Source organism: Ignavibacteria bacterium (genome assembly GCA_041649015.1).
Lineage (GTDB): Bacteria > Bacteroidota > Ignavibacteria > Tepidaquicellales > Tepidaquicellaceae > CAIKZJ01.
In genome coordinates this window covers 202399-219915 of the sequence record JBAZNU010000003.1, presented here as the reverse complement: position 1 = coordinate 219915, position 17517 = coordinate 202399, and the positions used below count along the sequence as shown (strand labels likewise).

Annotated in this window: 17 protein-coding genes; 2 read left to right on the top strand and 15 right to left on the bottom strand. The window is 35.2% G+C overall.

The window, feature by feature from the left end; all coding sequences use genetic code 11:
- The first annotated feature begins 4 nt into the window (after positions 1–4).
- Positions 5–442, top strand: coding sequence for a hypothetical protein (locus WC644_06745; protein ID MFA5011637.1), 438 nt, complete (start codon positions 5–7; stop codon positions 440–442).
- Between the two features lie 19 nt (positions 443–461).
- Here WC644_06745 and WC644_06740 read toward each other — a convergent pair whose 3' ends face one another.
- Positions 462–2003: a YCF48-related protein gene (locus WC644_06740; protein ID MFA5011636.1), complete on the bottom strand. Its 1542-nt coding sequence runs from the start codon at positions 2001–2003 to the stop codon at positions 462–464.
- A gap of 343 nt (positions 2004–2346) precedes the next feature.
- Between WC644_06740 and WC644_06735 the strand changes: the two genes are divergently transcribed.
- A complete protein-coding gene (locus WC644_06735; protein ID MFA5011635.1) occupies positions 2347–3831 on the top strand; it encodes a polysaccharide biosynthesis C-terminal domain-containing protein in 1485 nt (494 codons plus the stop codon).
- A 5-nt stretch (positions 3832–3836) separates the two neighbouring features.
- Here the strand turns inward: WC644_06735 and WC644_06730 are convergent, their stop codons facing one another.
- The 14 genes from WC644_06730 to WC644_06665 all read right to left on the bottom strand — a co-directional run bounded on the left by WC644_06730 (position 3837) and on the right by WC644_06665 (position 17494).
- A complete protein-coding gene (locus tag WC644_06730; GenBank protein MFA5011634.1) occupies positions 3837–4301 on the bottom strand; it encodes a hypothetical protein in 465 nt (154 codons plus the stop codon).
- Positions 4302–4348: 47 nt separating this feature from the next.
- On the bottom strand, positions 4349–4744 hold the full coding sequence (locus tag WC644_06725; GenBank protein MFA5011633.1) for a VanZ family protein: 396 nt from the start codon (positions 4742–4744) through the stop codon (positions 4349–4351).
- 71 nt (positions 4745–4815) lie between these two features.
- A complete protein-coding gene (locus WC644_06720; protein ID MFA5011632.1) occupies positions 4816–5784 on the bottom strand; it encodes a GDP-mannose 4,6-dehydratase in 969 nt (322 codons plus the stop codon).
- A 144-nt stretch (positions 5785–5928) separates the two neighbouring features.
- Positions 5929–7167 carry a putative molybdenum carrier protein gene (locus WC644_06715; protein MFA5011631.1) on the bottom strand — a complete coding sequence of 413 codons (1239 nt, stop codon included), beginning with the start codon at positions 7165–7167 and terminating at the stop codon, positions 5929–5931.
- 39 nt (positions 7168–7206) lie between these two features.
- Entirely contained in the window at positions 7207–8175 is a 969-nt protein-coding gene (locus WC644_06710; GenBank protein ID MFA5011630.1) for a polyprenyl synthetase family protein, read from the bottom strand.
- Entirely contained in the window at positions 8172–8900 is a 729-nt protein-coding gene (gene tatC, locus WC644_06705; protein MFA5011629.1) for a twin-arginine translocase subunit TatC, read from the bottom strand. The genes WC644_06710 and tatC overlap by 4 nt, the downstream gene beginning before the upstream one ends.
- Entirely contained in the window at positions 8887–10179 is a 1293-nt protein-coding gene (gene glyA / locus WC644_06700) for a serine hydroxymethyltransferase (protein MFA5011628.1), read from the bottom strand. Before glyA ends, tatC begins: the two co-directional genes overlap by 14 nt.
- An 11-nt stretch (positions 10180–10190) precedes the next feature.
- Positions 10191–10625, bottom strand: a complete 435-nt coding sequence (gene rpiB, locus WC644_06695; protein MFA5011627.1) for a ribose 5-phosphate isomerase B — start codon at positions 10623–10625, stop codon at positions 10191–10193.
- Between the two features lie 13 nt (positions 10626–10638).
- Positions 10639–11904 (bottom strand): hypothetical protein, encoded by a 1266-nt coding sequence (locus WC644_06690; GenBank protein MFA5011626.1) that lies wholly within the window; start codon positions 11902–11904, stop codon positions 10639–10641.
- 1 nt (position 11905) lies between these two features.
- Positions 11906–13045, bottom strand: coding sequence for a hypothetical protein (locus tag WC644_06685; GenBank protein MFA5011625.1), 1140 nt, complete (start codon positions 13043–13045; stop codon positions 11906–11908).
- 161 nt (positions 13046–13206) lie between these two features.
- The gene (locus WC644_06680) at positions 13207–13776 is read right to left on the bottom strand and encodes an HAD family hydrolase (protein MFA5011624.1); all 570 of its coding nucleotides are present in this window, start codon (positions 13774–13776) and stop codon (positions 13207–13209) included.
- An 18-nt stretch (positions 13777–13794) separates the two neighbouring features.
- On the bottom strand, positions 13795–15276 hold the full coding sequence (glgA, locus tag WC644_06675; protein ID MFA5011623.1) for a glycogen synthase GlgA: 1482 nt from the start codon (positions 15274–15276) through the stop codon (positions 13795–13797).
- Between the two features lie 170 nt (positions 15277–15446).
- Complete coding sequence (locus WC644_06670) at positions 15447–15668, bottom strand: hypothetical protein (GenBank protein MFA5011622.1); 222 nt, start codon at positions 15666–15668, stop codon at positions 15447–15449.
- 128 nt (positions 15669–15796) lie between these two features.
- Positions 15797–17494 (bottom strand): S8 family serine peptidase, encoded by a 1698-nt coding sequence (locus tag WC644_06665; protein MFA5011621.1) that lies wholly within the window; start codon positions 17492–17494, stop codon positions 15797–15799.
- Between the last annotated feature and the right edge of the window lie 23 nt (positions 17495–17517).

The window sequence follows — 17517 nt, the reverse complement described above, 5'->3', positions numbered from 1 at the left end:
AATTATGGAGAAACACAATCTGGTTAAAGAAGTTGAGATACTGATAGTAGCAAGAAAGATACGGTTTCTCGGGCTAATAATTCTGTTTGGAGTATTTTTAATATTTGCATCCGGGATATTTGTATCATCAACGAATATTAATCCTCATTTAGAATACCTGAATATTTCAACTTTTGTCTTTTGCCTTGCGTGCTGCGGGTTTTCAGTGCTCCTGAAAAAACTGCTTTTAAAGAAAGTCACTAATGAAAAGTTCGAAGCAAGTTATTTTAATGCTCATGTTTTACCTTTTGCTCTTTGCGACCTTGGGGGATTGTTATGCATAACAACTTCATTATTTGTAAACCAGAATTTAATATACGCTTCCGCAGGATTCCTGGTAATGATAGGAGCAGTGATTTACAATTTCCCGAGGTTTGACGACCATAAGAGAATAATAAAATAAAATTAGTAAAGTGTGTGTTTTATTTTATTAATACTAATTTTTTTGAAGAATTATATTCTTTAGAAATTAGCTGAAAAATATACACACCTGAGTTATATTTATCTGCGTTCCAGCTATACTCGTGAGTTCCTGGTATGTTGTTTCCTTCGTACAAAGTTTCAATAAGCTTTCCTGATAAATCAAAAATCCTTAATTGAACAAAAGAATTTTTAGGTGAATCAAATTTTATTTTTGTAACTGGATTAAACGGATTAGGATACGCATCGTATAATTTATACTCCTTTGGTATAGACTGTGATATAGTATTTACCCCTGTTGTAATTGATGAAAACATAAAAGTTGCCGACCATAGACTTGTTCCTACATGGTTGGATGCTTTTACGTGCCAGAAGTACGTAAGATTATTAATAAGTTTACCTTCAGGAATATTATAATAATTTGTGTCAACAGTTGCTGTATCAACAATTACGGCAAAATGAGGAACTGTTGAAATATGGATTGAATATTGTTCCGCTCCTGCAACACTGCTCCACCTAAAGGTTGTGTTTAGTGGTAAATTAATCGAATTATTTGAGGGAAAAATAAGGTTTGGAGCTGAAGGTACCGGCATACCCCCGTTTACTGTACTTAGTATAGTACCGTTGCTTCCTACTACCCAACCAGTGTCAGAATTATGGAAATAAATATCGGCAAGCCAGGGAACATATGGTATTGTCTGACCTATCCAATTTTCCCCTCCATTGGTAGTTTTTAATATTTCTCCATAACTATAGTAATTTCCACCAGATATCCATCCTGTATTATCGTTTACAAAGCAAACTGAATTAAGCCAGTTTGAAGAACCTGAATATTTTGGAATCCAGTTAATACCGCTATCTGTAGTTTTTAGTATAACACCGTTATAACCCACAATAAATCCTATTTGTGTAGATAAAAAATACATACCCTCAAGGTTCTGATTTGACCCGCTGAAATAAGGAGACCATATCGTTCCTCCGTTTGTTGTTTTCAAAACAACACCGCTGTCACCTATTACCCACCCAGAATTTGAATCAGCAAAGAAGACATTTGTAAAATTTCTTGATACACCGGAAGATTTATTTATCCAGTTTAAACCTCCATTAGTAGTGTAAAGTAATTTACCTCCTAAGCCTACCGCTGTTCCATCAGAAACTCCCGAGAAATAAATCTTCATTATCATTTGGGAACTTGAATTATATTGAATATTCCAGTTCCCCCCTCCGTTTGTTGTTTTATAAATATATGAGGTGCTGTTACCGTTTCCACCACCTACCCAGCCTGTCAGTTCATTAACAAAAAAACAGGATTGAAAACTGTTTTGAGACGACGGGGAATACACTGGAAACCATGACAGTCCTCCATTTGTAGTTTTACATATTGTATTATTCCAGCCGACAGCCCATCCAGTTCTCTGGTTTACAAACTGAATATCCCTAAGATGATTAGCAGTATTGCTGTATTGATTAAACCAACCAGTTTGAGAAAATGAAATATTGGCACATGCCAACGATACCAAAGCGATATAAATTAAACTTTTCATATTGAAAATGAATTTTGCGTTTAAAATCAGGGTAAATAATACCTACTAAATATACAATAAAAAGTTCATTTGAATTTAACGCTTTAAACAAACACCCTGTATCAATGAGTAATTTTATAAATCTATACTTTTATATTCAAGGTAATATTTACCCCCTGCAGAAAAAAACAGGAAGGAATTTCATTAATACCAGAGTTTCAATTTTACAAACACTAAATTGTTGATTCCAATTTAAATGAGTTGTGATTTTATAATAAGTGTCCTTTCCTATTATATTCTTTTAAAAATGATTATTTTTATTTATGTGATTAAAATAATATAAATAAGAATTAATACTAATACATTGGGAATTATACGTACTCAATCGATAAAAAATTCAATATTTTCATACATAGGAGTTTTACTTGGATATATAAATCTTATCCTTTTGTTTCCTAATTATTTTACAACAGAACAGTTTGGGCTAATTCAATTATTAATTATTATTGCGGAAGTGTATTCTCTCCTTTCAGCTGGAGGGCTTACAACTAGCGTAATAAGATTTTTCCCTTTTTATAAATCAGTGGATAAGCAGCATGAGGGATTTCTTATTTATGTTTTTCTAATTACATTTTCTGGATTTACAATAATATCAATATTGTATCTTATTTTTAGACCCTTGATAGTCAGTGCTTACATACAAAAATCTTCTATGTTTATTGATTATTATTTCATTCTAATCCCATTTGCTTTTTTATCTCTAGTATTCAACATTTTTGAAGTTCTAGTTCGAGCAGTGCTAAGGACAAGCTTTTCAGTATTCGTTAGGGAAGTTGTTTTGCGTATCTTGACAACAATTGGGATATTTCTTTACATCTATGGAATAATTAATTTCCACGAATTCATAATATATTATATTTCCATTTTTCTGGTGTGTGCTTTATTAATTCTTTTTCAAATTATTTTATCCCGTGAGTATTCACTTAATGTGTCATTTAAGAATCTTCATTTTTTCAAATTAGTCGAAATAACAAAGTATGGTTTCTACACACTAATATCGGGTGCAGCCATGCAGACCGGTCTCAGAATTCCCGCACTTTTGATTGGTTCAATGGTAGGATTATCAATGGTGGGAATATATAATTTGTATTATCATTTAGCATCGGTAATATATATACCATTAAGAGCTATGTCAAGAATAGCAGTCCCCATAATTGCAACTGCTTGGAAAGAAAACAATCTGAATCAAATAAGAGATATTTATGTACGTACATCTATAATTCAACTGATATTCGGCCTACTTATTTATGTTGGTGTTATTATTAATAGAAACAATCTATTTCATTTTGTAAAAAACTCAGACTATAATGTAAATTTTGTTTTCTTTCCAATAATTGGTTTGGGAATTCTTATTGATGTAGCTACCGGATTAAATTCGGACATAATATTAAATTCACCAAAATATAAATATGATTCTTTTTTTAATGTTCTATTGTTAATAATTTGCATTTCAGCGGGTTTAGTATTAATACCTGTCTTTGGAGGAATCGGTGCAGCATTGGGGTTTGTTCTAGCATATTTGTCCTTCAATTTTCTTAAATGGCTTTTCCTGTTTAGAAAGTATCAAATGCAGCCATTTAGCTATAAGCAAATAGTTATAATTATTTGCGGTGCAGTTATCTATTTAATTGGTGATAATATTCCTGTAATAGATAATATTCTTTTAGACATATTTATTAGAAGTACCATCGTGACTGTTATTTATTTTTTCTTAATGTTATTATTAAAAATATCCCCGGATTTTAATGAAAGATTTAAATTTTACAAAAATAGATTATTACACAAATAGTGGGCTTATTTTAATCCTTCACCGTAAATGCGGATGTTCCTTAGCTTTAGATGATACATCTGACCTGTACAAACGCTTGAAAATAGTTTCAGTCGAAGATAATATTTATTCTTTGTGCTGGGAGGATGAAATTTGATTTGTGTTGTTGAATTAATTTGCGACTGTCCTTCAAGATGGACAATATTTACGCTAGTATCTGCATTTATGTAGTATACTATAATTTCCGATAAGTCCCCGTCGGTATAAGAATCCTTCTCAAAAACTCCATTTGAGTAACCACTGAAATCAATAGTATCCAGAGTGAAATTTCTAATTAGATATGAAGAACAAGTTCCAACAAGACTATCAACAAGTCCCTGTTTCTGATATAGAAGGGACTGATTTCGGGATCCAATATTCTGAGGGTTTTCCGAACAGGAATTAAGAATAACAATACCCGTTAAAATGAATATTAATATAAAATTCTTCATGTTATTTATAACAAAGTTTCTGTATATAAAATCCTCAAAGAATTATGTCAGGCTGATATGTTATCTACATTCCGGCTTTTTAAGAAAATAATGAACCTTGCCGAAAAATAAGCAATGAGTCCGCCTACAGCATCGGCAACTAAATCATATACATCGGCATTCCTTGTGGGATTGTACATTTGATGAAACTCATCAGAGGCAGCATACAGCACAGTAAACAGGAAGGCAAACAAAAAAGCATTTTCCTTTATGAACTCGAACTTCCCCTGCTTACTTAAAGAGTGATGAAAAAGGAAGTACAAGATAAAGTATGCACCCGCATGCAAAATCTTATCACTGAATTTGAAGGATATACTTGAAATTGTTTCACCGGGTAGCGAAGACATTATAAATATTAACAGAAGGAACAGTATAAGTGGCAGATGATATTTTATAAACTTCATAATTTATTTTACCCGGTCCAAAGATTTAATAACTTTTAAGAAGAATATATGCAGGTTTTTTCTATATATTTTCAAACTATACTACTATTTAGTTCATATTGAATCATGTTCTTTATTACATCCTCTACGTAAAATATTGGCTTCCATCCGAGTAATTTTAAAGCCTTACCGGGATTGCCCTTGATGTACATTAATTCATCCGGTCTGAATAAGCTTTCATCAATTTCAATGTACTTCTTATAATCCAGATTCAGCTGTTCGAAAGTAATTTTTACAAACTCTTCGAGTGAAATTGCTTTGCCTGTTGCAATCACAAAATCCTCAGGCTTCTCATTTTCAAGTATCATAAACATTGCCTTAACAAAATCCGGTGCCCATCCCCAATCACGAACTATCGATATATTCCCGAGTTTGAGTATTTCATCCGAGCCCTTTGCTATTCTGCAAGCTGCTTTAATAATTTTCTTTGTTACGAATCTTTCATGCCTCAGAGGAGATTCATGATTGAACAAAATACCCGAACACGCGAAAAGATTGTATGCACTTCTATAATTTGACACCTGCCAGTATGCAGCCGATTTTGCCACTGCATACGGACTTGAGGGATGAAATGGAGTCGATTCGTCAGCATATTCGCTTTTAATATTTCCAAAACATTCGCTTGAACTTGCATTGTAGAATTTTACATTTAGTCTATGAAACCTTATTACCTCAAGAATATTAAGTGTTCCGAGACTAATACTTTCTAAAGTTTCAACTGGCTGCATAAACGAAAGTCCGACAGATGACTGTCCAGCTAAATTGAATATATAGTCTGGCTTAAGGTCCAAAATTACCTGCATTGTACTTCTGAAATCAGTAAGTGACATAGATACCAGCTTAACCCTGTCAAATATTCCAAGCTTCTTTAATCCGGAAAAGGAAGTAACTTCTGCATCTCGTGAAGAGCCGTTAACCTCAAATCCTTCCTCTATTAAAAGTCTGGAAAGGTACGAACCATCTTGTCCTGATATTCCAACTATTAAAGCCTTTTTCGCCATTTAAGAATACTGGTTTGCTTTTTAATAAATATTTTTCTTAAATTAATTATTGAATCAAAACTATCTATTACCGTATTCATAAACAATTCATTTGCTCTCATCTGACATTGCTTATAAAATATGTACAACATAATTTTTCAAAAGTTATGACTTTATCAACTTTGTCACATACGCCTGCGGCACCGTATCAAACATTCCGGATAAATTATGCTTTTTATAAAAACCAGAAGAATACTTTGCCTTTTCTGACAACACATACACAGGCTTATTAAACTTAAAAAATGTTTTTGCTATTTCCAAAGAACCTGTTTTATTAGAAAAGTACGTTTTGTTGTAAGCATCACAACCAAGCAAAGCCATGTCAGCTTTTTGAACATAATATTTAATATCTCTTTCATGAATCAGTTTTACTTTAAAGCCATAAGACTTTAAAACTTCCGCCTGTACTATTCCTTCACAACCTGGATAAGATTTGCACTGTAATACATTTACCCGGATTTCCATCTTTGAAAGTTCTTTAAATAAAGAAGTAATACTTGAACTATTGCTTATAAGTAGTACCGTTTTGTTTTCAAATTGTATTTCCTTCATTGTAGAAAGAGTCAGCTTTTTAGACGAATCCTTTAAACTTTTTCTTCTGGCAATAAGATAATTCAAAATATCCTTTTTAGGGTTACTCTTAATCTCGTGTTTTAATTCTTTTATAAATCTGTATAGAATCATCATCTCAGAATTCTTACCTTGAGTAAACGATTCTGTTTCTTTTAATATTACAGAAATAGCATTTTGCTGTTCGATATGAGTATTCCTTAAATACTTTATTGAAGCAGATATTATGTTATTCAGCATATCTTTTGAACCTAAAATGTTATTCTCCCTAATTATAAGCATCTTCTTCCTAAATTCAATAAGAGCAGTATCTATAAATGATTTCATCATGAAATTAAATACCGAATCATAAATCTTTTGATTCTCACTAAGTCTGTTCCCTGCTACATTCAGTATTTTAATTCTATTTTTAAATAACCAGTCTTGAAATTGTTTTCTTGTGGGATTAACGAGAAAAGGTTTATGATATTCTTTTACCGAATTAAGAGTTAACAAAGTCCCCGGACTTATTACTTTCCTCCTTCTGTATATTTTCCCAAATATTACAGTACCGTCAGAAACCTTTATGTTTAATATGGTTCTTTCTGTGGGATTATCTGTCTGGGTTTGCTTGAGTCCGAACTGCTTTAAAGATTTGTCATAACCATCTTCTGTTTTATAGCCTTTGGGACAGTATCCGCCCGTGTTAATATTCAGAAGCCTAGCGGCTTCCAGAGCTGCTCTGTCAGATCCTGTTTGACCTCCAGAAATAATTCTAGAAATGCTGCTTCTCATATTTTCAAGAATGTAAGATGCTTTTCAAATGCATGTAAATCAATGCTCTCTGGTAGAAACAAAAGATACAAGCTCTTTAAGAGACTCCTTTGATTCGTTGTTTGCAAAACTTTTAAGTGATGCAAGAGCCCGTTCCGAATATTCTGAAATCTTTTTTTGCGTATATTCAATACCGCCGTATTCTTCGACAAAATAATAAACTGAATCAAATTTTTTGTGGGATTCGCTTTTAATCAGTCTCATAATCTCTTTTGAATTCTTCGTCGGTGCATTTTTTAATGCTTTAAGCAGCGGTAGAGTAAATTTCTTTTCTTTTAAATCATTCCCTGTAGCTTTACCAAGGAGCTTTTTTCTGCCTGTATAATCAAGCAAGTCATCACGCAGCTGAAAAGCAATACCAAGATTTTCGCCGTATGCTGCCAAGTTGTTAATTTTATCTTTATCGTTCGATGAGCTCATTGCTCCTATCTTACAGCATGTTTTTATAAGAGATGCAGTCTTATCTGATATAACCCTGAAATATGTTTCTTCTGTTGCATCAAAGTTCCGTGCTTTCTGTATCTGAAGAAGTTCACCTTCAGACATCCTTTTAACAGCCTCGGAAGTGGCTTTTAGGAAATCCGGCTCGTTATTATCAAGCGATACAAGTAATCCCTTCGAAAGAAGAAAATCACCCATCAATACAGCAGCTTTGTTCTTCCAGACGGAATTTATTGATGCAATACCCCTTCTTGTTTTTGCATCATCAACAACATCGTCATGAATAAGTGTTGCTGTGTGAAGCAGTTCAACAAGCGTTGCTGCCACATACGTTCTTGAAGAAATCTTTCCGCAAAGTTTTGCCGATAGAAGGACAAGTATCGGTCTTACTTTTTTTCCCTTCTGTTTTAGAATATACTTTGTTATAAGGTCAACAAGTGCAACGTTTGACTTAAGCGTACCCGAAAATATTTTCTGAAACTCTCCAAGCTCACTCTTAATCGGCGATGCTATTTTGTTTAAATTCACGTCGTTTTCTTTTGAGAATATTTACAAATTAAAATACTAATTTCATACAATAACAATAACGGTACCCCCAGCATAAGCTGGCTCGTTATATCAGGACCCGGTGTTACTATTGCCGCAAGTAGCAGTATGGCAACAATCGCATGCTTTCTGTATTTCCTCATAAATTCAGGCTTCAATATACCTATCTTTGAAAGAAAGAATGAAAGCATTGGTAGTTCAAATACAATCCCTGCTGCTAAGACCATCGAAAGTACAAAACTCATGTACTCATCCGCTGATATCTTGTTCTCTATGATTGTCGAGCCGAAATTCGCAAAGAAACCAAGTGCTGCAGGAAGCATAAGATAATATGAGAATACTACTCCGCCTAAAAAACATACCGAGGTAAACATTACAACAGATGTAACATACCTTCTTTCATTAGGCTTCAGAGCCGGTTCTATAAACTTCCATATCTGGTAAATAATGTTCGGTACGCTGATAACAGCACCTCCGATGAAGATTACCTCCATGTAAATCAGAAACTGTCCGTAGGGTCTTAAGTTAATAATGGACAACGGAGGTGTCGTTTTTGTTGCGGGTGCAAACAGTATAATATTCATAATCCAGTCAATGAAAATACCTGTCAATATTGCACCAACTATAATTCCGATAAGCGCTTTTATTAATCGCCATCTTAATTCTTCAAGATGGTCGAGAAAACCCATGTCACTATTTTCTGCCATAAAGCGGATAACGAGACGATAGCGCTGCCACCGCTTCTCTTACTTCTGCTTTTATTTTATCGTCTTTCGGATTCAAAACTGTCTTATTAATCAATTCTGCTATCACTTCCATATCAGCTTCATTCATTCCCCTTGTCGTAAGAGCAGGAGTTCCAAGCCTTATACCGCTCGTTATCAGAGGACTCTTGTCATCAAAAGGTACAGAGTTCTTATTGCAGGTAATGCTAACCTCGTCTAGTGCTTCCTGTGCTGCTTTTCCCGTTATGTTCTTGTTTCTTAAATCAACAAGCATAAGATGATTATCCGTCCCCCCCGAGATTATCTTAAAGTCAAGCGATACAAGTTTATTTGCTAATGCATTCGCATTCCTTATAACCTGTTTAGCATATTCAAGAAAGTCCGGCTGCAAGGCTTCCAGAAAAGCTACTGCCTTTGCGGCTATAACATGCATCAAAGGTCCACCCTGCACTCCCGGCATAACCATTGAATCAACAAGCTCTGACATCTTTCTCACTCTACCTGATTTTGGTGCTACTTTGCCAAAAGGATTTTCATAATCCTTTCCTATCAGTATCATTCCACCTCTTGGACCTCTCAGCGTCTTGTGTGTCGTCGTTGCTACAACGTGACAGTAAGGAATAGGGTCATTAAGTAACTTCTTTGCAATCAATCCTGCAGGATGAGCAATATCAGCAAATAAAAATGCTCCTACCTTATCTGCAATCTCTCTGAACTTTTTGTAGTCAATATTCCTCGAGTATGCACTCGCACCAACAGTAATCATCTTCGGCTTCTCTTTAATAACGGCATCCATCACTAAATCATAATCAAGCATTTCTGTTTCCGGATTTATTCCGTAAGGAACAAAATTATAAAGCTGTCCTGAAAAATTTACGGGAGAACCATGAGTTAAGTGACCGCCATGTGAAAGGTCCATACCCATAACTTTATCACCCGGTTTCAGGAATGTAAAATAAACTGCCATGTTTGCAGTACTTCCCGAATGAGGCTGAACGTTTGCATATTCCGCTCCGAACAGCTCTTTTGCTCTGTCTCTAGCGAGATTCTCTGCTACGTCAACGTGCTCGCAGCCTCCGTAATATCTGTTACCCGGATACCCCTCGGCGTACTTGTTTGTTAGTGTTGAACCAAGTGCTTTCATCACCGCTTCTGATGTAAAGTTTTCAGAGGCAATCATTTCAAGCTTCTGTGCTTGACGATTTGTCTCATTTTCTATTACTTCATAAATCTTTGGATCTTTATTTATTAAGTTGTCCATAAAAATAAATTTTAATTGTTTTCTAATTTACCAAGCCGGCGTTCATGCCGCTCCCCGCCCTCGAAACGGGTGTTAATAAATATCTCAAAAAATCTTATCGCTTTTTCGTAATCAATAAAGTCTGAACCGAAACATATAACGTTGGCATTGTTGTGCTTCCTAGCCATCTCAGCCATGTTGTTATTGTTCGCATTTACAGCACGGAGTCCTTTCACCTTGTTTGCTGCTATAGATACACCGATTCCGCTTCCGCAAATTAAAACACCGTAATCAAAATCTTCTTCATTGATTGCTGTTCCGGCAAGCTTTGCATAATCAGGATAGTCAACACTTTCAGTAGATGTTGTCCCTATATCCTTGTATTCGATTTTGCTGTTATCGAAATATTTCTTTATTTGCTCTTTCAGAGGATACCCTCTGTGATCAGATCCTATTACTATTTTCATCTCTATATTAAAATTATAAATCTTCTCTTGTTGATTTTAAGAACCAAAATTCCCCAAAATTAAGTCCTAAATTAAATTTAATGTAACTGTCCTTTACTAATCCGATATCAGTATTGCCTCGCATTCCTGCTGTAACATCAAAATCAATTGCAGCCTCGTTGTTTAGAGGTACTCCAACACCAAGACTTACGGCATAATTATTAACTTGCTCGTTGTTAATCTTCATTATCGAATTATCATAAGAAAAACCGCCCCTGTAATATAAACTCTCCCAGAAAGTTTTGTCGGATTCAGGATTCGGCAGTATTTCAAATCCTGCACCTACTCTGAAATTATCCGCATATTCTCCCGGAACCAGTGAGGTCGATTTAAACTTGCTGAATTTCTGAAACATTATGTCCGATGAAATAATAAGCTGCCGGCCTATCTTTTTCGATATGCCAAATCCGTAACTCTCCGGCATTTCTACATCTGGATACGTTGTGTTAGTAGTATCAAAACCGAGAGTTGATAAACTTATCTTGTCGACGTATGACGTTAGTTTGTAGTTTGTCTGGAAGTAAAAACCAATGTTAAGGTTATCAAATATAACACTTTTCGGAAATATATAACCGAACTCAAGAACTGCGCCTCCCTTGAAATAACTTCCCTTAAGGTCGTTTTCTGTTTTTATGTATGTATTTAAAGTTGTTGATGTATTAAAATTAAAAAACGATAGTTCTTTTACGTTTCCAAATGTATAATCAAACTCGGCACCAAGACTTAAAAACCTGAAAGGTTTTCCTGCCGCACCAAAGTTTATTCTCGAAAGCCCACCAAGTCCCGCAAACGTTTCCGTAAAAGTTGTTCCTGCTTGATCGACTATTCCCGATATTTTATACTGAACCGTTGACACTGGATTAAATCCAAACAGCAATACCATTCCGTAATTATCCCAAACCGGCACCCCAATATTAAATCCTGTTACGTTTGCGTCCGACATTGAAACAGACTTCTCATCGTTTGAAGTTTTTAGCAGAAGTCCCGACACGCCTAATGTCACGAGTGTATTCCTTAAGTATGTGTTCGATGCAGGATTAAGGTTGTTTATGTAATTCCCGAGTAACCCTATACCCTGTATTCCCATTGCGTCAGTTCTGTGGCTTGCCGAGTACCGCATTAAACCTACACCATATGCTGAATACAAAGAGCCCATACTGAATTCTTCCTGGGCCTTTAGCAGATTCACTGCCGTAAATATTAATATGACTCCTATTATTATCTTTGTCTTTTTCATCATCTTATCCCCTCGGTGTATATCTAATTAATAGCTTGGGTCTTAAAGTCGTGTCCTGAACACCCGGTCCATAGAATACAAATCTGTCAAGATTAATCACGTTATAAATATTTCTTATCAGAACGCCATAATTTACGGCTGTTCCGTAATTCCATTTCTGAAAATAAGGAGTTAGATGGATCGAAACCGTCATGGAATCCTCAAGTAACGTTTCGTATGCTGTACCGTCATTTGTTTTTGCCAATGTATCAGTCATCATTGAGAACTGCATCGTTTTCGATGATATCGACCTCAATGATGAATTTGGCAAATCAATCTTAAGTCTCAAAAACGCATCGTTTACAATTACCCTCGGGGGAAGTTTATTAAGGTTGAAATTAATAATGCTGTTTAAACTTATTCCGTTTTGAATTACAATTCTATCCGTCGGAAAGTAAGGATTTATAACGTCAGGGAAAGAAATAGTTTCAAGCGGATACGATAAAGTATCGGTTACATTGTTTTTGTTGGCAACTATTATCACCTGCGGCGTTAAGTTTGAGACACTATTGAAATAACCTCCAAAACCTTTTATTGTATTAGAACTTGCATTAGGAACAAATGCTAATCCGTAATTCTTCTGAGCGTAATTCGTATCAGCTGCGTATTCGAGCCAGTTCTTCGCAGTTGCGTTATCAAATGGTATATAAATAGAATTCGTATCTGTTACTGTTCCGTTATAAGAACCAAGAACTGTCGTTCCTATGTTTGATTCGGAAATACTATCTTTAGTAATGGTTGTAAAATTATACTGGCTTAATATCGAATATACATTAAAACCCACTGTTCCCGTAGAATCTCTGTAATCATAAGAAGCATAATTTATCTTTATTCTCGCAGAAAGTACGGTTGCTCCTGCGTAAGAATTCGATACCCCAAGAGTTCTTACGAATGCTCTTGATGTATAAATTGCTCCGTTTTGCAAATATGAACCAACAAGTATATACGGTGATGGAAATGTGTTCACGAATTTCTTGAAGTTGTTGTTTGTTATCTGTATTGAATCCTTGTTTGAATCCAGAAGTTTTGTGCTTAGCGTATCTGATACAATAAACTCGAGCCCCAAATCATTCGGATTATTCTCGCATGACTGTATTGTTGCCAAACATGCAACAATTACAACTAAAGTTATAATTTTATTGAATATATTTGCTGTTATTCCCAAATTTTGACGTAAAATATTAATATTAAATAGATAAGATAATATAATCAATTGTTAATTTGTAGAGACTTTGTCATGACTTTTACAACCCGGTATTTACCTATTTATCCTGATTTTAAGATGTAAGAAGCAGCTTCTGAAAAGTTTGCGGATATAAAATCAATCTCTACACCTAGCTTATGGCACTCGTTAATTGTTTTTGTGCCGTATCCTGTTTTTACGAGTATCTTCTTCAAACCGGCATTCTGGGCGCATTGCATATCCACAAGCGAGTCGCCAATGAAGTATGATCTTGAAAGGTCAATGTCATATTTGTCCACTGCTTTTTCTATCATCTCTGTTCCAGGTTTTCTACAGTCGCTCGCTTTTGTGTATTCTTCAATAACTCCGTCAATATGATAAGGCGAAAAGAATACATCGTCTATTAAACATTCACCATCGTATGAAAGGAGATTGAGAAATTTTTCGTGAATGGTTTTTAGGTTTGATAAACTGAAATAACCTCTTGCAATGCCTGACTGGTTTGTTACAATAATATTCAAGAATCCCGATTCCTTTAGCTGCTTAAGAGAATCTACTACCCCGTCAAAAATGTATATGTCTTCAAGTTTTGAAAGATACCCGACATCATAGTTAAGCGTCCCGTCTCTGTCAAGAAAAACAGCCCTTTTCATGAAATCAGCGTATAAACTCTATTTCGAGGATATTAAAGTCTTATACATGTGCATGTATTTTGCTGCTGATACTTTCCACGAAAAATCCTGTGCCATTGCATTCCTTATCATCTGGTTCCATCTCTGCCTGTTCTTCCTGTAAACTCCTATCGCAGTCTGAATCGATTTAAGAAATTCGTTTGCATCAAACTTGTTAAAAAGGATTCCATTGCCGTCAGGCTTTTTATAGTCAGTTATAGTGTCAGCTAATCCGCCTGTATTTCTCGCTACAGGAATTGTCCCATATGTAAGACTGTATAAATGCGTTAACCCGCAGGGTTCGTACTTTGATGGTGTCAGCATCATATCTGCTCCCGCTTGAATATGATGTGCAAGATCTTCGTTAAAATCAAGTACAACTATTAATTTGTTAGGATATTTTTTCTTGCTTTGAGTGAGAAACTTGTGGTACTCATCTTCTCCCGTGCCGAGTATTATCAACTGTACATCCTCTTTCATAAGCGCTGGAAGTACTTTCTTCATAAGCTCAAAACCTTTCGACTCTACAAGCCTGCTTATGAAACCAATTAATGGTACATCTTCCTTCATCTCGAAATTAAACCTGTGAAGGAGCTCTCTCTTATTTTCCCATTTTAGGGGTATTTCCTGTAATGTGTATCTATAAGTTATTATCTTGTCAAATGTAGGATGCCATGTAACTCTGTCTATTCCGTTAAGTATTCCAAATATGTCTTTTTTCCTCTTGTTTAGTACGTCATCCATACCAAAAGAAAATTCTTTATCAGTTCTTATTTCTTCCGCATATTTCTCGGAAACAGTAGTTATCTTATCTGCATAATGCAAACCTGCTTTTAAAAAATTAAACCGTCCCTTTTCAAATCCTACTTCTTTATATACCTCATCAGATAATCCCGTTTTTGTAAACGTTGAATAAGGAAAATCTCCCTGATATCCAAGATTATGAACCGTTAAAACGGTCTTAATTCCTTTGGTGTGTTCGTTATCCTTATAGACAGTCTTCAGCAATGCAGGTATAAGCGCCGTCTGCCAGTCGTTACAATGTATCACGTCTGGCTTCCATTGCAGAACTTCAAGAATCTCTATAACAGTCTTGCAAAAGAATAAAAACCTGTCGTCATTATTATCAAAATCTCTTTTTGTTCGACTGTTTAAATATATCCCTTTATTCTTGAAAAAATCATTGTTCTCCAGAAGATACATCTGTGCCTTAGTGTTTTTCCCGTGAATAAAAGAAGACTTAATACTGAACTTGTAATTCCTGTCATGCATTGATATGCTGAGATCTTTAAGTCTTTTTATCTCGTGTATCTGAAGGCGCCTTTCATCGAGCGGTCCGTATTTCGGAGTTATGATTCTGACTTCATTCCCTAAGGAATTCATCGCCTGTGGTAATGAATTTGATATATCTGCCAAACCCCCAGTTTTGGAATATGGTAATACCTCACTGGTTACAAAAAGAACGTTGTACCCTTTAGCCATCTATAAGAAATTAATTTGTTTAAAATAAACAAAATAATCAAGATATTCAATTGAAAAAAAAGGAATAACTGTTAAAAGAAATGTATATAAATAAAGGCACCTTATTAAATCACTAAATTACCCTATCCTTACTCACAGGGTTGCTACATAATGTAATTAAGAAAACTCCTTTACTTGTTCGTATTAGGATTCGATATGTTATGCATTATCCCGTACAGCTTGTCATCAAGCGCTGTGTTAATGCTCTTCAAACGGATATTTGTTGTATCCATTTCCGCTTTTATGACTATTGTCTGTACCTCGGTAAGCTCATACGTTAACTTTGAGTAATATGCCATCGCTCCGAAAAATATTGTGTTTATAATTATTACTATCGCAATAAAAGGTTTCATGTTTATTTTTTAATTGGAAACAAATTAAGTATAATATTAAATAGTTTCAATTGACTTTAAAACAGTTTTATGCGATTAATTTGTATCCGTTTAAAAATATCCATCTGGGAATACATGTAAAAAAACCTCTATTTGATAAGCATCATTTTCTTAACCTCAGAATAACTTCCTGAATTTAATTTATAAAAGTAAAGTCCGCTGGAAAGCATTGAGGCATTAAAACTAACGGCATAATTTCCTGCCTGTTTGTTTTCATTAACAAGCGTTTCCACTTCGCTTCCTTTTAAATCATAGACTGTAAGCTTTACAACTCCCGATTTAGGTAATGAGAAATTAATCTTAGTAATTGGGTTAAATGGATTTGGATAGTTCTGCTCAAGTTTAAATACAGTAGGTACTTCCATTCCGTTTTGTGATATTGATGTCAATGGCTGCAGTGATTTAAATGCATTTATTCTTCCCGCACCAAGCAATCCTACATAACCCGGATTCAAATTGTAAATACTGTCGCAGCCTGTTAAAAGTCTTGTTACAACCTGTTCTGGTGTGTAACTGGGAAACTTCGAGCATATGAGCGCAACCGTCCCTGATGTTACTGGTGCTGACATCGATGTTCCGTCAAAATATGCATAGGAATTATTGTATAACGTACTTAAAATGTTTGAACCCGGTGCACAGACATCAACAGTCGAATGATAGTTTGAAAACCAGGACTTCGTATCCGAAGATGTCGTCGATGCAACGGAAATAACGTTCTGATATGATGCAGGATACCTCGGTGAATTTACTCCCTCATTGCCCGCAGAAGCAACTGTTATAACTCCATTTGCCCATGCATTGTTAATCACAAGTTGTGTATAAGTAGATGGTGCCGTACCTCCGAAACTGCAGTTTATAACTTTTGTACCATTCTGATAGCAGTATGTAAGCCCTGCGTTTGTGTTGTAAACATAAGAATAACCGCTTCCAGTATTGTCATTATCCGCACCATGTTTACTTATAAGCAGCTTACATTTAAATCCTATTCCTGCTCCATGAACACCATTGTTGGTCACCTGCGAAGCACACCCTGATACGTGAGACCCGTGCTCGCAGTATGATGAAACAATATTCGGATCGTTATCCTCAGAAAGCGATAAATAATTTGGTCCTGCAAAATCCCAGCCCCTCCAGTCATCAATATATCCGTTCCCGTCGTTATCTATCATATCATTTGGTATCTCTGCATAATTATACTTTATGTTCGCCGTAAGATCGGGATGGTCAAGATCGCTGCCTGAATCCACTATCCCTATAACTACATTTGTATCCCCTTGCGAAATATCCCATGCCGTGTAAGCTGCTATCCTTGATAAATGGTATTGACTGGCAATATTGGGATCATTCGGAATAAAATCTGCCTCATAAACAAAATCAGGTTCTGCCCATTCAATTATGTCCTTATTCTCATCAAGTATTTTTCTCGCCGCTTCTGTCGGATCTATCTCTCCTGTGTAGTAAACAGCGAAAACTTTTGCAAGCTCTTCATCGCCTATCATCCGTTTAGCAATCACTGGATTTAAAGGATGACGCTGCTCCAGTTTTGAAACAGAAATTTCAGAAAGTGATTTATCAAGTTTTTCTATATTGAATACCTTTACTGAAAAACCGCCTGCTTCGTCCTTAAACTTAATGTTTATCATACCCTTCATGTAAAGCGCTCCGTCATTCCTCTTTATAACTACATCATTTATCATCTTGTACTTTGGTAAATATGCATCATTAAAACCCATCATTGATAATGATATTAAAAGAATTGCAGTTGCGAAATATTTTGTATTGTTCATAATGTTTAATTTAAAAAAGGGCA

Coding starts and splice junctions, on each gene's coding strand:
- rpiB (MFA5011627.1), bottom strand. CDS start 10,625: ATGAAAATAGTAATAGGATCTGATCACAGAGGGTATCCTCTGAAAGAG.
- WC644_06740 (MFA5011636.1), bottom strand. CDS start 2,003: ATGAAAAGTTTAATTTATATCGCTTTGGTATCGTTGGCATGTGCCAAT.
- WC644_06725 (MFA5011633.1), bottom strand. CDS start 4,744: ATGAAGTTTATAAAATATCATCTGCCACTTATACTGTTCCTTCTGTTA.
- WC644_06745 (MFA5011637.1), top strand. CDS start 5: ATGGAGAAACACAATCTGGTTAAAGAAGTTGAGATACTGATAGTAGCA.
- WC644_06665 (MFA5011621.1), bottom strand. CDS start 17,494: ATGAACAATACAAAATATTTCGCAACTGCAATTCTTTTAATATCATTA.
- glyA (MFA5011628.1), bottom strand. CDS start 10,179: ATGGACAACTTAATAAATAAAGATCCAAAGATTTATGAAGTAATAGAA.
- WC644_06730 (MFA5011634.1), bottom strand. CDS start 4,301: ATGAAGAATTTTATATTAATATTCATTTTAACGGGTATTGTTATTCTT.
- WC644_06680 (MFA5011624.1), bottom strand. CDS start 13,776: ATGAAAAGGGCTGTTTTTCTTGACAGAGACGGGACGCTTAACTATGAT.
- WC644_06715 (MFA5011631.1), bottom strand. CDS start 7,167: ATGAGAAGCAGCATTTCTAGAATTATTTCTGGAGGTCAAACAGGATCT.
- WC644_06690 (MFA5011626.1), bottom strand. CDS start 11,904: ATGATGAAAAAGACAAAGATAATAATAGGAGTCATATTAATATTTACG.
- glgA (MFA5011623.1), bottom strand. CDS start 15,276: ATGGCTAAAGGGTACAACGTTCTTTTTGTAACCAGTGAGGTATTACCA.
- WC644_06670 (MFA5011622.1), bottom strand. CDS start 15,668: ATGAAACCTTTTATTGCGATAGTAATAATTATAAACACAATATTTTTC.
- WC644_06720 (MFA5011632.1), bottom strand. CDS start 5,784: ATGGCGAAAAAGGCTTTAATAGTTGGAATATCAGGACAAGATGGTTCG.
- tatC (MFA5011629.1), bottom strand. CDS start 8,900: ATGGCAGAAAATAGTGACATGGGTTTTCTCGACCATCTTGAAGAATTA.